12 protein-coding genes and 1 tRNA gene are annotated in these 17,208 nt (G+C 32.8%); 10 read left to right on the top strand and 3 right to left on the bottom strand.

All coding sequences use genetic code 11. The features are described 5' to 3' along the window. The first annotated feature begins 47 nt into the window (after nt 1-47). Nucleotides 48-1,559 carry an aminotransferase class V-fold PLP-dependent enzyme gene (locus ACJJV4_RS02385; RefSeq protein ID WP_405291745.1) on the top strand — a complete coding sequence of 504 codons (1,512 nt, stop codon included), beginning with the start codon at nt 48-50 and terminating at the stop codon, nt 1,557-1,559. 790 nt (nt 1,560-2,349) lie between these two features. Here ACJJV4_RS02385 and ACJJV4_RS02380 read toward each other — a convergent pair. Further along, nucleotides 2,350-2,434: transfer RNA gene (locus tag ACJJV4_RS02380), tRNA-Ser, on the bottom strand. 253 nt (nt 2,435-2,687) lie between these two features. Here ACJJV4_RS02380 and ACJJV4_RS02375 point away from each other — a divergent pair. From ACJJV4_RS02375 to ACJJV4_RS02335, 9 genes are all read left to right on the top strand, one after another. Further along, on the top strand, nt 2,688-3,317 hold the full coding sequence (locus ACJJV4_RS02375; RefSeq protein ID WP_405291743.1) for an NAD(P)H-dependent oxidoreductase: 630 nt from the start codon (nt 2,688-2,690) through the stop codon (nt 3,315-3,317). A gap of 146 nt (nt 3,318-3,463) precedes the next feature. Further along, nucleotides 3,464-4,657 (top strand): DegT/DnrJ/EryC1/StrS family aminotransferase, encoded by a 1,194-nt coding sequence (locus tag ACJJV4_RS02370; protein ID WP_405291741.1) that lies wholly within the window; start codon nt 3,464-3,466, stop codon nt 4,655-4,657. A gap of 154 nt (nt 4,658-4,811) precedes the next feature. After that, a complete protein-coding gene (locus tag ACJJV4_RS02365) occupies nt 4,812-7,745 on the top strand; it encodes a response regulator (protein ID WP_405291739.1) in 2,934 nt (977 codons plus the stop codon). Between the two features lie 389 nt (nt 7,746-8,134). Continuing rightward, nucleotides 8,135-9,373, top strand: a complete 1,239-nt coding sequence (locus ACJJV4_RS02360; RefSeq protein WP_405291737.1) for a T9SS type A sorting domain-containing protein — start codon at nt 8,135-8,137, stop codon at nt 9,371-9,373. Nucleotides 9,374-9,386: 13 nt separating this feature from the next. Next, nucleotides 9,387-11,093: a tail fiber domain-containing protein gene (locus tag ACJJV4_RS02355; protein WP_405291735.1), complete on the top strand. Its 1,707-nt coding sequence runs from the start codon at nt 9,387-9,389 to the stop codon at nt 11,091-11,093. Between the two features lie 10 nt (nt 11,094-11,103). Beyond that, a complete protein-coding gene (locus ACJJV4_RS02350) occupies nt 11,104-11,970 on the top strand; it encodes a hypothetical protein (RefSeq protein ID WP_405291733.1) in 867 nt (288 codons plus the stop codon). Nucleotides 11,971-12,066: 96 nt separating this feature from the next. Then, the gene (locus ACJJV4_RS02345; RefSeq protein WP_405291731.1) at nt 12,067-12,669 is read left to right on the top strand and encodes a hypothetical protein; all 603 of its coding nucleotides are present in this window, start codon (nt 12,067-12,069) and stop codon (nt 12,667-12,669) included. A 16-nt stretch (nt 12,670-12,685) separates the two neighbouring features. Continuing rightward, on the top strand, nt 12,686-13,504 hold the full coding sequence (locus ACJJV4_RS02340; protein ID WP_405291729.1) for a hypothetical protein: 819 nt from the start codon (nt 12,686-12,688) through the stop codon (nt 13,502-13,504). A 31-nt stretch (nt 13,505-13,535) separates the two neighbouring features. Continuing rightward, nucleotides 13,536-13,997 (top strand): T9SS type A sorting domain-containing protein, encoded by a 462-nt coding sequence (locus ACJJV4_RS02335; RefSeq protein WP_405291727.1) that lies wholly within the window; start codon nt 13,536-13,538, stop codon nt 13,995-13,997. A 74-nt stretch (nt 13,998-14,071) separates the two neighbouring features. On the opposite strand, the gene ribB is transcribed toward ACJJV4_RS02335, so the two are convergent. Next, complete coding sequence (gene ribB / locus ACJJV4_RS02330; RefSeq protein ID WP_405291725.1) at nt 14,072-15,232, bottom strand: 3,4-dihydroxy-2-butanone-4-phosphate synthase; 1,161 nt, start codon at nt 15,230-15,232, stop codon at nt 14,072-14,074. 16 nt (nt 15,233-15,248) lie between these two features. Further along, on the bottom strand, nt 15,249-17,204 hold the full coding sequence (locus ACJJV4_RS02325; RefSeq protein WP_405291723.1) for an LptF/LptG family permease: 1,956 nt from the start codon (nt 17,202-17,204) through the stop codon (nt 15,249-15,251). Between the last annotated feature and the right edge of the window lie 4 nt (nt 17,205-17,208).

The following is a 17,208-nucleotide window of genomic DNA, read 5'->3' as shown; positions in this document are numbered from 1 at the left end:
AATTCCTAACTAATATCAACTAAAAAATAATTTGAGTTTAAAATCTTATGATTAAGTCTGAAACAAAAGAAGCAATATCAAATTCAAACCCATCGCGTTTAGAAACTTATTTTAAGAGCTTTAGGGATAATATTATAGGTAATAATCAAGAATTTGAATCACCTTACGGAAAGCAAAAAGTTTTATATGCAGATTGGACAGCGAGTGGAAGGCTGTATCGGCCTATAGAAGAGAAACTAATAAATGATATTGGGCCATTTGTAGCAAATACGCATACAGAAACATCCGTTACAGGTGCTTCCATGACACGAGCTTATCACGAGGCTAGAAATATTATTAAAAGTCATGTAAATGCATCTAAAGATGATGTTTTAATTACTGTTGGTACTGGTATGACCGGGGCTATTAATAAGTTTCAGCGTCTTTTAGGAATTAAATTAAATGAGAATTTAAAAGATCATACGCAAGTGCCTGCTATGCTGCGTCCAGTTATTTTTGTGTCTCACATGGAGCATCATTCTAATCAAACTTCATGGTTAGAAACTATTGCTAAGGTAGAAGTGATCCCTTCCAATTTGGATGGGTTACCATGTTTAAAAAGTCTTCAATCACTTTTAGATAAATATGTGGAAACCCCAATAAAGATGGCTGCAATTACTGGCTGTTCTAACGTTACTGGCATCAAAACAAATTATTACGAAGTCGCTAGATTGATGCATCAAAACAATGGTTTATGTTTTGTAGATTTTGCATGTTCTGCACCCTATGTTGAAATTAATATGCACCCAGAAAATGAAGATGAATATTTGGATGCCATTACCTTCTCTCCTCATAAATTTTTAGGAGGTCCTGGTGCATCTGGTGTTTTAATTTTTAATAAGAAATTATATAAAAACTTAGTCCCTGATAACCCTGGAGGAGGAACCGTTTTGTATACAAATCCATGGGGTGATCATGATTATATAGATGATATAGAAACTAGAGAAGATGGCGGTACACCGGGGTTTTTACAAGCTATTAGAATCGCACTTGCTATAAAGTTAAAGCAACAAATGGGTGTGGAAAACATATTAGAAAGAGAGCATGAACTAAATGATATCATCTTTCAAAGACTTACAAAAATTGAAAATTTACACATTCTAGCGGAAAATCATAGAGACCGATTGGGAGTGTTTTCTTTTTATATAGATAATGTTCATTATAACTTAGTTGTAAAATTGTTGAATGATCGTTTTGGTGTACAAACGCGTGGCGGCTGTTCTTGTGCAGGTACTTATGGTCATTATTTGTTACATGTAAACCAATTAACATCCAAAAGTATTGAGCAAAAAATATTAGAAGGTTGTTTAATGGAGCGGCCAGGTTGGATAAGAATGTCCATTCACCCAACAATGACAAACGATGAAGTTGTATTTATCTGTAATGCCATTGAACAAGTTTCGAAAAACTATCAAGAATGGCAATTAGATTACCAATACAATGCCGTTAAACATGAATACATTCACAGAAATAAAATAACTGTAGAAGAAGAAATAACTCAAGATTGGTTTGAGCTTTAGTAAATCACACTTCTAAAAAATAGTGAAGCGATTAATGTTAAAATTATTAATGTGAGCTTTTATCCTAATTTAATTGTCGTAATATTTATTATGCCATATGCTTATAAATTAATCAGCTGATACTGTCAAAACTATCTTCAGCCAACAAAAGTTTGATTAATGCAGGTTTATATCGTTTTAGAGGGCGGATTCAATTTGGTAGAGCTTACTGTTTTGCTGATTCTTTAAAAGAGCTAAAGGAATAGTTAACCGAAAGATTACATTTTCTTTACCAACAAGTCTTTCGGCGTTATTTCTGTAATATTTTTATTATAAAATTATCAATAGCATCTTTGTCTTTAGGTTGTTGCCTCATTAAATGTTCGTGATAGGTTACAAACGTAATTAGTTACTCGTTTTTAGAAAGCGTTTCTTGAATTTTATTAACATAGATTTTAATAGTATCCATATATCTATGAAACTCACAGATATTGGTGTTAGTCTCATGAACCTTAATTGCTTTAAAATTTCATGTAGTCAAGAGCACTTTTCGTTTAATACTGAATTAGCAACGTTTACCATTTGTAGATATCCTTAAGTAAATTATAGTATAACCGTTTTTATCGACATCGTTTTCTTCTAAGGTAAAATAAGATTGAGAATGCAGTTTGCATCGGTACGTCACTTATATTCAAAATTTAAGAACCGAATCTCGAAAATTTAATATAATTTTATTTGATATCGATAGAAATTAAAAAAGCCCATAAACATAATATTTACGGGCTTTTAGTGAGATTTTTTAATCTCTAAGCGGAGAAAGAGGGATTCGAACCCCCGGAGGTGTGACCCTCAACAGTTTTCAAGACTGCCGCATTCGACCACTCTGCCATTTCTCCTGAGTGCCTTATCAGGTTATTCCCTGAATGCGGGTGCAAATATAAGAGCCTTTTTCGTTCTATTCAAATAAAAATATAGTTTTTTTAAAATAATTTTAAAAGTAATTTATAACCTATTCATTTATAGGTTAAAACAGAAAAAATAAATGTTTAAAAAAAATATCATTGAACAAAAGCAGCAACATTTCCGAAATAATTCAAAAAAAACAAACTTTTAAAACCTTACTTTTGTAAATCAATTAAGTAAAACCGAATGGATATTATAAAACAGTTGCAATGGCGTTATGCAACCAAAAAGTTCGACGCTAGCAAAATATTAACACCAGCAAAGTTAAATACAATTAAAGAGGCCTTTAACTTAACCGCAACCTCTTTTGGTTTACAAACGTTAAATCTTGTAATTGTAAAAAATAAAACACTTCGCGAGAGCCTGTTACCGTATTCTTACAATCAAGCGCAAGTAGTAAATGCATCGCACTTGCTGGTAATATGCATTCAAGAAAATATAGAAGATACCGACATTATAGAGTATTATAACAATATAAAAACTATACGCAACACGCCAGAAAGTATATTAAACCCATACCGCGAGCAGCTTAAAGGTATGATGCAAAATAAAACTTTAGAACAACGCCAAAGTTGGTCTAAAAACCAAGCCTATATAGCTCTCGGTAACCTCATGACGGTCTGTGCCATCGAAAATATAGATGCCTGCCCAATGGAAGGATTTTTACCTGAGAAATACGACGATATCCTTCAACTTAAAGAAAAAGGATTAAAATCAGCATTAATTATGCCTGTTGGATATCGCGCGGACGATGATATGTTTTCAACCCTAAAAAAAGTACGAAAACCAATTAATCAAACCGTTATAGAAATTTAATATATTTGGGCGTTACCGCAAGGGTCGGGCTTTCACTACTCAATCTTTTTGTTTTTTCACTAAAACAAAAAGGATTTCAAACAAGCCGTTCAATCCCTAACGCAGCAACCGTCCAACATAGAATAAAAAGATAAAAACACAACAATATGCCAGGATTCGAATTATTTGGAGAATTAGAAAAACAAGAAGTAAACGATGTTTTAGACAATGGTGTTTTAATGCGCTATGGTTTCGATGGTATGCGTAAAGGGCATTGGAAAGCGAAAGCCTTAGAAAGCGAACTGCAAAACACATTTCAATCTAAACACGTACAACTCGTATCAAGCGGTACAGCGGCTGTATCGGTCGCTTTAGGATCTGCTGGCGTTGGAGCAGGAGACGAGGTTATTATGCCAACCTTTACTTTTGTAGCTAGTTTTGAAGCTATAATGATGTTAGGCGCTGTTCCTGTTTTAGTAGATATAGATGATACTTTAGGTTTAAATCCTGAAGCTGTAGAAGCCGCTATAACACCAAAAACAAAAGCCATTATGGTGGTACAAATGTGTGGTAGCATGGCAAATATGGATGCCTTGCAAGCCATTGCTAAAAAACATGATATTTTGTTAGTAGAAGATGCTTGCCAAGCTATCGGGGGCACGTATCACGGAAAACCTTTAGGAAGTGTTGGAGATCTTGGTTGTTTTTCGTTCGATTTTGTAAAAACAATTACCTGTGGAGAAGGTGGTGCAGTAATAACCAATAATGAGACGTATTACACCAATGCCGACCATTACAGTGATCATGGTCACGATCATGTTGGTAGCGATCGTGGGGCAGAAACACATCCGTTTTTAGGCTATAATTTTAGAATATCAGAATTGCATGCCGCTGTAGGTTTAGCACAAGTAAAACGTTTACCAGAATTTTTAGATATACAAAAGCGTAATTTTAATATTATACGTGAGGCTTTATCGGTAATTCCAGAAGTTACTTTTAGAACGGTTCCAGAAGGAGGTGTAGAAAGTTGTGCGTTTTTAAACTTCTTTTTACCCGATTTAGAAACCTCTAGAAAAGTAATTGAAGCCTTTAAAAATGGAGGCGTAGATGCTTGTTGGAATTATTTCGATAACAACTGGCATTACATTCGTAAATGGGATCATTTAAAAGATTTAAAATCTTTATTTCCTATTACTAAAGAAGTAAAAGAAGGTTTAGAGTATCTTCAAACTAAAACTTTTGAAAAATCCGATCATTATATATCAAGAAACATCTCGTGTTTAATAAAACTATCATGGACAGAGGAGGAAGTTAAACAACGTGCTAATAAAATGGCAGAACTCATTAAAAGCGTATTATAAGATTTAAACATAACCTAGTGGTGGTTATAAAATAACATAAACATAAAGAAGGCTTTAGATTTTAAATTTAAAGCCTTTTTTATGTAAAGATTTTAAGTGCAACCATCTGTTTTTTATATAATTGCGTATATTTAATAAGCTATTAATTATTCTTATGAAATTCGCATACTTCCCATTTTTGTTTTTGGTCTGTTTTTGTTGTTTAGGACAAAATGATAAACAGTCAGATTCTGCTCTAATTGCAAAATATAAAACAAAGGTAATTCAGTACATAAATCCAAAGCCCGACAGTGCGCTTTATTATATACAGAAGAGTTTTAAAGTTGCAAAAAAAAGCAGTTATAAAAAGGGAATTGCCGATACGGAATATTTATATGCTCAGTATTTTAGACGCACGCAACAAAGGGATTCTGCCTTATATTATTTTCAAAGCTCAGCAAGGAAATCAGAAAATGAAAAATATAATATTGGAGCAGCCATAGCTTACAATGGGCTGTGTAGAAATTTGTACCTCTTAAGCGAATTTAAAGAAGCAGAATTTGCATGTGAGAAAGCTTTATTAAATATTAATAGCGAAGACGAACTGTCTTATATGACCAAAGCAGATACATACACCGCTTTAGGAACTATTTATAAGCAACAAGATTTTATTAAAAAGGCTCAAATATATTTTTTAAAGGTCGATTCTATGCATGTTAAAAAGACATTAAGACCAGATGTTATTGCTGCAGCATATCAAAATTTAGGAAGCATTTACTTGGAGTTTGACGATCTTGAACTTGCCGAATCATATTATTTAAAAGCAAATAATCAGTTTGGAAAACTACCCGCGGCAGCTGCCGAATATTACATGAGTACTAATAATGTAGAGTTAGGTAAACTATATTTTAAACAACAAAAACTAAACTTAGCGGATAGTATTTTAACCAATTCGCAGAAATTTTTTATTAAAATTAAAGACTTAAGTAACGCCGCAGAGATAGGGAGAGCACTTGGCCTTATTAAATTGGATAAAAATGAATTAGAAGAAGCAAAAGTCTATTTTACGAAATCTTTTGAATTTTATAAGGAATCAAAATTTAATTTACAAGCGGGTACAAATGCACTTGAACTCGCAAAACTTTCATTACTCCAAAATAATTTACAAAAAGCTTTATCATGGTCTAAGGTTGGGATTCAATTAAATGAAAGTATAAATAACAGCATACTTAAAAAGGATTTGGCATTTGTTATGGCAGATGTTTATACGCAAACAGGGGAGCATCGAAAAGCAAATAATCTTAGTAAAATAGCATACAAAATAAAAGATTCACTCAGTCAAATTCAAATTGCTGAAACTATTAAAGAAATTGAAGGGAAATATCAAACAGAACAAAAAGACAAGGAGATAAAATCTTTAAAAGCAGAAAGTGATTTAGCCCTACAACAACAGAAGAATGAGCGGAACTTATTAGTTGGCGGTTTAGGGTTTACAACGCTTGCCGGACTATTTCTTTTCGTGCTTTATAGAAACCGTCAAAAAACAAATACAAGATTAAAAGAACTAGATACTGCCAAATCAAACTTTTTCGCTAATATATCGCACGAGTTTCGTACACCACTTACTTTAATATCAAATCCAATAGATGCCGCTATTGAAGATCCTTCTATTTCAGATAAAAAACGAGATCAGTTCATTATGGCTAAGCGTAATTCCGATAGGTTATTGGCATTAGTAAATCAATTATTAGATTTATCAAAAATAGATGCAGGACAATTAAAACTTCATATTCAAAAAGGAAATATTCAAGACCTTATTTCTGGGTTAGCAGAATCTTTTAACTATTCAGCTGAACAAAACCATATTAATTATCAACTACAAATTGAAAAAAATGAAGATACCGTTTGGTTTGATAAGGACGCAGTTGAGAAAATAAGTATCAATTTATTGTCTAACGCTATAAAATACACACCCGCTAATGGTAGCGTTACTTGTAAGTCTTATATTAAAAACAATACATGGCATTTTAGTGTAAAAAACACAGGTGTAGGGTTAACAAAGCAAGAACAGGATCATATTTTTACTCGTTTTTATCAAACCGATGAAAACAACCAGGGAACAGGTATTGGTTTAGCTCTAGTGAAGGAATTAGTAGAACTTCATAAAGGAACCATAAAAGTGGAAAGTAAGCTTAATGAAGCTATTTGCTTTAGTGTTACACTGCCTATAGATAGAAATAGTTTTAAAAATGAAGTATTTATAGCATCATCTAAAATTACCGACGATTACGAATCGGTTAAAATTGAAGCTTCCAAAAACATAGAGGACGATTTTGAAGATACAGATAAGCCTATTCTGTTAATAGTTGAAGACAATGTAGATGTTACCATTTTACTTAAACAAACATTTGAAGATTATTATAATATTATTACGGCTAAAAATGGACAAATTGGTATAGATTTAGCTATCGAGCATGTGCCAGATATTATAATATCTGATATTATGATGCCTGTTAAAGATGGTGTAGCACTTACCAAAACATTAAAAGATAACGAGCTTACGAGTCATATCCCCATTATTTTACTCACCGCGAAAGCAGGAGACAAAAACGAATTAAAAGGTATAGAAATTGGTGCCGATGATTATATTACAAAACCATTTAACTCTAAACTGTTAAAAACTAAAGTATCTAACCTTATCGCGATTAGGCAAAAGCTTCAAAGTCGCTACAGTCAGGAAATAGTGCTAACTCCTAAAGATATTGCTGTTACTAATTTAGATGAGCAATTTTTAAATAAAGTTCAGGAAATTCTAGAAACAAATCTCGTAGAATCGTCTTTTAATGTAGAACATTTTAGTGATGCCGTAGGCATGAGTCGCATGCAATTACATAGAAAAATTAAGGCTCTTACAGGTTTATCTGCATCAGAGTTTATTAGGTCGCAACGCTTAAAATTAGCGGCAGACTTATTAAAATCATCCGATATTAATATTTCTCAAGTTGGTTATTCGGTTGGTTTTAACGACCATTCTTATTTTGCAAAATGTTTTAAAAATGTTTTTAACTGTACACCAACAGAGTATGCTAAACAGCATTATACTAAATAAGTACTTCTTAAACCCCTAAGTTAAAACAGGTTTCATTTTCAATTATAATAACACGCCCTAAATTATATTATAAAAGTTTTTGTTAAGGTGAAATAGGTCTCTCTAAACTATTGCTATTACTGCAATGTTACATAATTTATAGTTCTTGTTACATATATTATAACTAATTATTTATAAGCTGTTTACATTTGAAATAAGTTAATAGCATTCATTTATTTACCTGTTAGCAAGTGTCTAAAAAAAGTGAAAAATTTACTGGTAAAATAGAATCTCTCCCAAAGCATAGTATATATCTAAATGTAAATCACCTTGAAGAGGGCGAATACATTTTAAAAATAATGCATAAGAATAAAGTTATAAAAATAATCAGCTTTAATAAATAGAGAAAAATGAAACAGTGTTACACTTTATGGGTTTTTACCTTTTTTTTAGGAATTCTTAATTTCAATGCGCAATCAGATTTTAGAAAAGATTCCATTCACCTTTTTCAATGGGATAATTATAATGACAATTGGCGACATAATACTAAAGAGTTTCTTACTTACGATAATGGCGGTATTAAAGAAACAAATTTTCGCAGGCAATTTCTAACAGGTACTAATTGGGTTAATTATTATCAGTTCAATAAAACTTACACAGCAGATAACCAGTTAGAAAGTAATATACAACAAAACTGGAATAGCCCAAATAGCGGTTGGAATGATAAATACAAACACGTCTATATCTATGATGACGATGGCAATGAAATTGTACATGAGAATTCATCATATATCAACGAAACCTGGAAAATTAATTCAAAAGAAGTTAAAACTTATGTCGATAACTTTTTAAATACAACCACCATCTTAGCTCATGATACTTCCTTGAGTGTGTTTGTTCCACAAGAGCGTACTACTAATAATTATGCAGATAGTTTAGTTGATTACCAAATAGGCGAAATATATTATCGAGATGTTGCCGTTTGGGAAAATGACGAAAAAATAGATTACACATACAACATGGATAGGCAGTTAACAGATGTTGAGTATTATGGATATAATTCTAGTACTGGTGAGTTTTCTAGTGCTCCATATAAAAAAATAGAGAACAAGTACACAGCAGAGGGACTTATTGCGGAAAGTGTAACTCAACTTTGGTTTACGTCTGAATATAGAAACGTAGATCGTTGGTTGTATAGCTATGTAAATGGTAACCAAACCGAATTTATAATACAAGAGTGGAATAGTAGCGCTGATGTATGGGAAAATAAGTATAGGCATCTAAAAACCTATGATGCTAACGATAACGAAATAGAGTTTATCTACCAAAGTTGGAATACAGATGCAACACCTAATGATTGGAGAGGGTTTTTACGCATTGTTACTTATTGGTCGCTTCCAGAAGTTTTGAGTAGCAATGAGTTTCATGAAAAACCAACGTTTCTTATATATCCAAATCCAACATCAGAATATCTTAAAATTACTTCTAATGAAGCTATTAACCAAATTCAGTTATATGATTTATTAGGAAAGCAGGTATTGAAAACAAATAAAAATCAAGTGGATGTAAGAGCCTTGCCATCGGGTCTGTATTTGGCTAAAATAGAATATGGTAGTGATACAATTACAAAAAAGGTAATTATTAATTAAAAAACTAGAAACTATGTTCACGAAAAAGCCAAAAACCCACACCGTTATTAAAAGATTATTAATGCTATGTTTTGTAACAATTACTCAATTAGTAAATGCCCAACAAGGCATTAACTACAAAGCAATTTTAAAAGATACCGATGGCAATGTACTAAGCAATACTTACATGACAGTACAATTTAGCATCCATCAAAACACAGAAACAGGAGCTGTGGTGTACCAGGAAGATCATAATTATACCACCGATGCTAACGGCCTCGTAATATTAAGCATAGGTACAGATATTACACCAAGTATTGGCGATTTTAATAGTATAGCTTGGGGTAAATATGCTCATTTTTTGCAAACAAGTTTAACCTATAGTGGTGGTACTATTAATTTTGATGCTACCGAGTTTATGTCTGTTCCCTATGCTAAACACGCTGAAATAGCCGCTGTGGCCGAAAATGTATTTAGTGGCGATTATAACGATTTAATTAATCAACCAAACACCATACCTACAGGTTTAGAGTCTATAGATGAAGGTAATGGTGCGGGATGGAGGTTAATAGGTAGTAATCCTGAAAACTTTGGTTCTATTGGATACAGCGCTATAGATTTAAGTATTAGCGTTGAAAATTCAGAGTTATATGGTGCTACAGGATATGCTTCTTTTGCAATGGGAGTATACACAGAAGCTTCAGGCCAGTATTCAACAGGAATGGGATTATACGCAAAGGCTTTAGGAGATTGGTCTACAGCCACGGGGAGTGGAACAACAGCTTCAGGCCAGTATTCAACAGCCATGGGGAGTGGAACAACAGCTTCAGGAGATTTTTCAACAGCAATGGGCTATTCGTCAGTAGCTTCAGGATATTCGTCTACAGCCATGGGGCGGGGAACAACAGCTTCAGGAGATTTTTCAACAGCCATGGGGATTGGGACAACAGCTTCAGGAGATTTATCTACAGCAATGGGATCTAGAACAGAAGCTCCATCTTTTGCAGAAATGGCTATCGGTAGATATAATACAACCTATGAACCAACGGGTGTAACAAGTTGGGACGAAAATGATCGCTTGTTTGTTGTAGGTAATGGTACTTTAGACACAAATAGAAATGATGCATTTACAGTTTTAAAAAATGGTAAAACAGGTATTAATACTTCAAGTCCACAAAGTTTATTAGAAGTAGCGCATCAAGATGGAGGACCAACACCATCAAATCTCACCAATGCCATTAGTATAAAAAATTTAAATAGTGATAAATCGTGGCAATTTCATGTAAACAATCTAGGTGCGCTTGTGCTTTATCGAAATGGTATATATACTAGTTATTTTCATGAAACATCAGGAGCCTATGTTACAGTCTCAGACAGACGTTTAAAAAAAAATATTACTGGTTTAGAAAATGGCACACTTAATAAAGTAATGCAACTTAATCCTGTAAGCTATTTAATGAAAGAGCAAAAGGACACTAAGCGTAACTTGGGTTTAATTTCCCAAGAAGTACAAGAGGTATTTCCAAGTATTACACATTATGTTGAAGCGCAAGATATATTGTCGTTGTCTTACATTGAGTTGATTCCAATATTAATAAAAGCATTGCAAGAACAACAGGGAATTATCGATACTCAAATTGAAAAAAATCTTATTCAAGATAAATCTATAACTGCTCAAAACGAAATTATAAAAACCTTAGTAGCAAGATTAGACTTTATAGAATCAAAATCTAGTAATTAATTCACTTATTATGAAAAACAAAATACTATTAATAGTTGCATTTTTAATTTCAATATGTGTTAATGCCCAACAAGGCATTAACTATAAAGCCATTATAAAAGATGTTAGTGGTAATGTAGTAGCCAACGATTTAGTACAAGTTAGGTTTGCTATTCTCACAGGCATATCTAATCCTTCAGACAATAATTATTTAGAAACGCATACACCAACTACCGATGCTAATGGGTTAGTAATACTTAACATAGGTGAAGGTACTGTAAATAGCGGTGTTTTTGCAGATATAGATTGGGCAAGTGGTAGACACTTTCTTAGTGTGTATATTAATATTGGAGAAGGTTTTGTAGATATGGGAACTACGGAGTTCATGTCTGTTCCATATGCGAAGCATGCTCAAATTGCGGAAAAAATTATTAAACTTCCTGAACCTTATATTTTAGGAAGAAGTTTAATAAGCTCTAATGCAAGATTTCAATTTAATGAAAAGCATGGGTGGCAGGCTGCACAAAAAATGTGTGAAGCAGCCTATCCTGGAGACCCTAACGTACGTGCTTTTACTTTAGAGCAAATAACCCAAGCCATAATTTTAGGAAACTATGATGAAACTAATTTAAATAGTATTAATCAAGTACGATTTTGGGCAATTACACCAGTTACCTATAATGTAGGTAATACCTATTTTGCAAGTGCTCATGAAAATAATGCTCATGGGCTCAATATTAACGCTGGAGATAGTGGCCGTGGAACAACAGGGGAAATACGTATCGAAGATTCAACTTTTATAGAAAATGGGAGTAATCCTTTTAAAACGTATTTAAAAGTATTTAATGGGGTTGGTCCAAATGCAAATTATCCATGTATGTGTGGTACATATAGGTGATTTGAATCTTGTATTTGTTTTAATAATGCTATGAAAACCTTAATTAAGTTTAGTAATAAATTTAATTATATTCTATATAAACTTTAATCTAAACTCATGAAAACATACAAGGTCATCTTACTACTTACCATACTTATTCTGTCTTGTAAAAACGAGACAAAAACAGCAACGGTTGAAAATAAAACACCAGAAGTCGTTAAAAAAGAAACGCCAAGTGTAACCAAAAAAAAATCTAAAGCTACTTTTTTTTGTAAAATCAACGGTGAAGCTTGGAGCTATAGCAAAGCTTCGGGTATTGTAAGCAGGCACAAAAAAACACAAAAGCGTACAGCTATAATTACGTTTACAAAGCAGTTAGAAAAAGGTAAGGAAAGTATACAGCTTTTTTATGATGGTGATACCAATATATTGGAAGAAGCTACGGCTATACTTAAAACGCCTAAAAAAGGTGGCGGAACTATGAGTGCCATGTATCAACTTAAAATAAAAGGCGGGAAGCGTGTGCCAGAAAGTAAAATTAACGGCACGTTGGATTTATCGAATCCAACAGCTTCTGGAACTGCTGAGGTATTAAACATGAAAATTCGCTTTGAAGAAGATCAATTAGCAGATGAAACGATGAGCACAATTTCCTTTACACCAATTACATTTACTGGTATAGGTTACTCAGATTCCGAAAAACTATTTGCACCGAAATAAATAAAAACTATTAATTATGAAAACAAAAATAACCTTATTCATCTTATTTCTAACTCCCATGGCTTTTGCCCAAAATGGTATTAATTATAAGGCTGTTATAAAAGACGGAAGTGGTAATTTAATAACGAACAGCCAAATAGAGGTGCAGTTTAATATATTACGTGGTTCTGCACAAACCAATGTCTATTCTGAAAATCATGAACCAACTACAGATGATAATGGCTTTATAGTTATTAATATTGGAGAAGGCACTTTAAATTCTGGAAGTCCAAATTTTACAAGTATTGAATGGGGCATCGACACTCATTTTTTAAATGTTTTAATTGATAAAGGTGATGGATTAGTCGATATGGGCACAACAGAGTTTAAGGCTGTACCTTATGCTTTGGATGTTGCTAAAAAGAAGCAAGTAATTAGTATTCCAGCAGCTGTGTTTTATCCGAATAATGAAGTCTGTTCATTTATTAATTCAATTGGTCCTGGTGGTGTAGAAATAACGAATACCAATGGAGCTACAACAATATGTGTATTAAACGCTCCAGTACAATTACCTCATGGCGCTCATATAGATGCTTTTACAGTGTATTACATTGATAATTCGGAGACAAAATTATCAATAAATTTAGGAAAGGAAAAATTTAAAGAAAGTTTCGCTTTAGTTTCAGATATTATTGAAACGACTGGGAATTCGAGTGATATTATTGAAGAAACGGTAGCACTCGATCATGTTGTAGATAATAATAACGGCGGTTATTTTGTCCGAGTATATTGTAGTAATTGGAATACTTATGGAGTAAAGAAAATTAAAGGTGCAAAAATTTCATACACGTATTGATATTAAAAAACAGGTTAAAAAACATAAAATTATGAAAGCAAAAATTATAATATTTAGTTTACTAATTTCCTATATGGGAAATTCTCAATCCATCGAAAAATTCAGTATAGATTCTGGTGGTGCATCAACAAGTGCTGATGGTATTCAAATGCTTTATACTATAGGTGAAGTTAATGTGCAAGAGTTATCTGTAGGTGATATTTACCTATCTGAAGGCTTCATTAATGGAGATATGGAGCAAATCACTTTATCGTCAAATAATTTAGAGTTTGAATCGAATTTTAAAATATATCCCAATCCTACATCTAATTTCATCAATATAGAATCTAATCTTGACTTAGACTACTTTGAAATGTACGATTTACAAGGAAAAAAAGTTCTAAGTTCAAGCAAACATGAAACGGTAAAAGTAGAATTTTTATCTAAAGGTGTTTATTTACTTAAAGCGTATTCTGGAAATAACTTTATTACAAAAAAGGTTATTGTGGAATAAAGATAAAATGGTAATTAATATAATCATTACAAAATGGGAGTGAGACCATTTTGTAATGATAAAATATACTTATTTTAATAATTCATATAATCTACAATCTCTAACCCATAACCAATTAATCCAACACGTTTAGTTTGTTCGGTGTTCGATATTAAGCGCAGTTTATGTATGTTTAAATCGTGCAGTATTTGCGCTCCAATACCAAAATCTCGATTATCCATATTGATTTTTGGTGCTTTTGTAACGCTTTTTTCTTTCTGATTCTCTTTTAAGAAAGACAAACGACTTAATATATTCATCGATTGTACTTCTTGATTAATAAATATAATAGCGCCTTTTCCACCTTTATTAATAACGTTAAACATATTTTCTAGTTGCGTATCTACATTGTTTGTAAGTGTTCCTAAAATATCGTTATTAATGAGTGTAGAGTTTATTCTTGTCGGTACCGCTTCATCATCACTCCAAGAACCTTTGGTTAAGGCAATGTGTACCTGCTTGTTTGTAGTTTGCTTGTAAGCTCTTAATCTATAGCTTCCAAAACGTGTTTCAATTTCAAAATCTTCTTTTTTCTCAATTAAGGAATCGTGCTGCATTCTGTATGCAACTAAATCTTCAATAGAAACAATTTTAATATCGTGTTTTTGTGCAATTTTGAACAATTCAGGTAAACGTGCCATGGTACCGTCTTCGTTCATAATTTCAACAATAAAACCCGCGGGCTCTAAACCTGCTAAACGTGCAAAATCAATAGCAGCTTCGGTATGTCCGGTACGTCTTAAAACGCCTCCTTCTTTAGCAACTAAAGGAAAAATGTGTCCTGGTCGTGCTAGGTCATGCGGTTTTGTTTCTGGATCAATTAAGGCCTGTATAGTTTTAGAGCGATCTCCTGCCGAAATACCAGTTGTTACACCATTACCACGTAAATCTACAGATACCGTAAAGGCGGTTTCCATAGGATCTGTGTTGTTGCGTACCATCATCCCTAAATCAAGTTCTTTACAACGTGTTTCTGTTAATGGCGCGCAAATTAACCCACGGCCATGTGTGGCCATAAAGTTTATAACTTCTGGAGTTACTTTTTCTGCTGCAGCAAGAAAATCACCTTCGTTTTCTCTGTTTTCATCATCAACAACAATAATAACTTTTCCATTTCTAATGTCTTCAATAGCATCGTGAATGGTGTTTAATTTAATATCTGGATTAGAAGCTTTCTTCATAGGTTCTGTAATCATGTGTTCTAGAATATTGTTATTTCAAAGAGTCTAAACAAAAACGTTTTAAATCTTCTTTTAATTTAACATTTAATAATGGGTAAGTAATCATATAAAACGGTAATCCTAAAAGGAGTAAAGCCAAGTTAGGACGTTTTGATTTTTTGTTTATGTAACTGTAAAAACTGTTTAGGTTCAAAATAGATTTTACATAGTAGATAATATACAGTGCAAATGATACAATACTTAATTGTATGGACGCTGTAGCCAATGGCAGTAATTTATTGTTTTTAAAGACAAAAAAGAGAATTAGTAGTACCGCACCTGTACCGTAAAGATAAATGGCAAACTTAGAGTGATCGCTGTAATCTTTAGCAATTTTTTCCGAAGCATCGTAGCTCTTGTCTATGTTAATTTTATTGGCCTCTTGTAAATCTTGAATGCTATGTCCGCGCTCATTCAAAATATTCAGTGCTTCATAACGGCAGTTTTCATCGTGTCCTAAAGCTTCGTAGTTTGTAATAACATTAACGAGTTCATCGTTTTTATAACCTCCTAAAAATCTAAAATCTTGACTATCTTTTTCTTTTATTTTGAATACTTTTTTAAGAGGTTCTGTAATGCTGCCTACATCGAAAATACCTTTATCGGCTGTGGCACGTTTAGTTAAATAAATACCTAAAGGCAACATAATAAGGGTTGAAAACCAACTGGCCAAAGCAGGATTAAAATCGCCGGTTTTAGCTGAGTTTGTTGCAAAAATACCAATGAAGTGATAGCTTAAGAAAAGTAAAATAGCAATAACCATAGGTAATCCAATACCACCTTTTCTAATTAATGCACCTAATGGAGCACCTACAAAGAATAAAATAATACAAGCAATACCAAGCGCAAATTTTTCGTGAAATGAAATAATATGGCGGTTAAAGGAAGTTTTAGCAATTTTGAAAGTTTTTATTTTTTGAGCTACCGTTTGTTTCGTACTCGAGGCGGCTTTTAAACTAAGTTCAATCAATTCTAGTTTTTTTCCAGTATCTAAAACATCTAGAATAGGACCAGTGTAAATCGAATCGTTACTTTTACTAGTGTTTCTATAGACTTTGTTTACGCTAGACCGATTTATTAAGTTTTTAGCAAGACCATCGTTTTCGTTTTTTTGCTTAACAATAAGCGAATCCATGGCCGTATTTAAATCTACAACATCTAGCATGCTGTATTTATCGGTTTGAGATTGCTCATCCATGTCAACCTTGTTAAGGTCTGATAAATCAATATTTATAATATACTTTTCAAAAGTACTTTTTGCAAAAGGTTTCTTATCTTTCTTTTTACTAGCAATATCACTGTAGTAGTTTCCATCGAATAAAATTAATTTTAAAACATTAGAATCTGGTTCACTTGCCAGTTCGCCTGTTTTAGATTTAATAGTCGTGGCGTTCGTACGGCCATCAGCAGCTTTTAAATGGATAGTCACGTCTTCCAGAAACTGGTCGCGATCACCATATTTTTTAGCAAATTTAATATTATAATTATCAACTTCGTTAAACTGCCCTTCGGCAAGTAGCATGGCCGGTTTCATTTTAGCAATATTACGCCGTAAGTTGTATGAGTTAACTTCTGCCCACGGAATCACGTTATTTGCAAAGAAGAAAGTAAGAATACCAAGGCCAACAATAAAAACACTTAAACCAGACATGGCACGTTGCAAGGAAATACCTGTAGATTTCATGGCAGCAAACTCATAGTTTTCGGCAAAACTTCCAAATACCATAATAGAAGATAGCAAAATGGTAAGCGGTAACACCAATGGTATAAGTTTAGGCATAAAATAAATTAAGAATTTTGCAATAACACCTATTTCTAGATCTTTACCTGCAAGTTCCTTAATGTAGAGCCAAATGGTTTGTAAAACAAAAATCAGCATGAGTATAATAAACACGCTGAAAAAAGTTTTTAGGTAAGTTGTTAGTATGTAACGGTCTAATATTTTCAAAGGA

The organism is Algibacter sp. Ld11, assembly GCF_045066735.1.
Taxonomy (GTDB): Bacteria; Bacteroidota; Bacteroidia; order Flavobacteriales; family Flavobacteriaceae; genus Algibacter.
The sequence above is the reverse complement of the archived record's forward strand: the minus strand, read 5'-3'. Positions and strand labels throughout refer to the sequence as shown.

Bases quoted from the DNA above. Each gene is read 5' to 3' on its own strand.
- ACJJV4_RS02365 (WP_405291739.1), top strand. From the start codon at position 4,812: ATGAAATTCGCATACTTCCCATTTTTGTTTTTGGTCTGTTTTTGTTGT.
- ACJJV4_RS02340 (WP_405291729.1), top strand. From the start codon at position 12,686: ATGAAAACAAAAATAACCTTATTCATCTTATTTCTAACTCCCATGGCT.
- ACJJV4_RS02360 (WP_405291737.1), top strand. From the start codon at position 8,135: ATGAAACAGTGTTACACTTTATGGGTTTTTACCTTTTTTTTAGGAATT.
- ACJJV4_RS02385 (WP_405291745.1), top strand. From the start codon at position 48: ATGATTAAGTCTGAAACAAAAGAAGCAATATCAAATTCAAACCCATCG.
- ACJJV4_RS02355 (WP_405291735.1), top strand. From the start codon at position 9,387: ATGTTCACGAAAAAGCCAAAAACCCACACCGTTATTAAAAGATTATTA.
- ACJJV4_RS02350 (WP_405291733.1), top strand. From the start codon at position 11,104: ATGAAAAACAAAATACTATTAATAGTTGCATTTTTAATTTCAATATGT.
- ACJJV4_RS02375 (WP_405291743.1), top strand. From the start codon at position 2,688: ATGGATATTATAAAACAGTTGCAATGGCGTTATGCAACCAAAAAGTTC.
- ACJJV4_RS02370 (WP_405291741.1), top strand. From the start codon at position 3,464: ATGCCAGGATTCGAATTATTTGGAGAATTAGAAAAACAAGAAGTAAAC.
- ACJJV4_RS02345 (WP_405291731.1), top strand. From the start codon at position 12,067: ATGAAAACATACAAGGTCATCTTACTACTTACCATACTTATTCTGTCT.
- ACJJV4_RS02335 (WP_405291727.1), top strand. From the start codon at position 13,536: ATGAAAGCAAAAATTATAATATTTAGTTTACTAATTTCCTATATGGGA.
- ribB (WP_405291725.1), bottom strand. From the start codon at position 15,232: ATGATTACAGAACCTATGAAGAAAGCTTCTAATCCAGATATTAAATTA.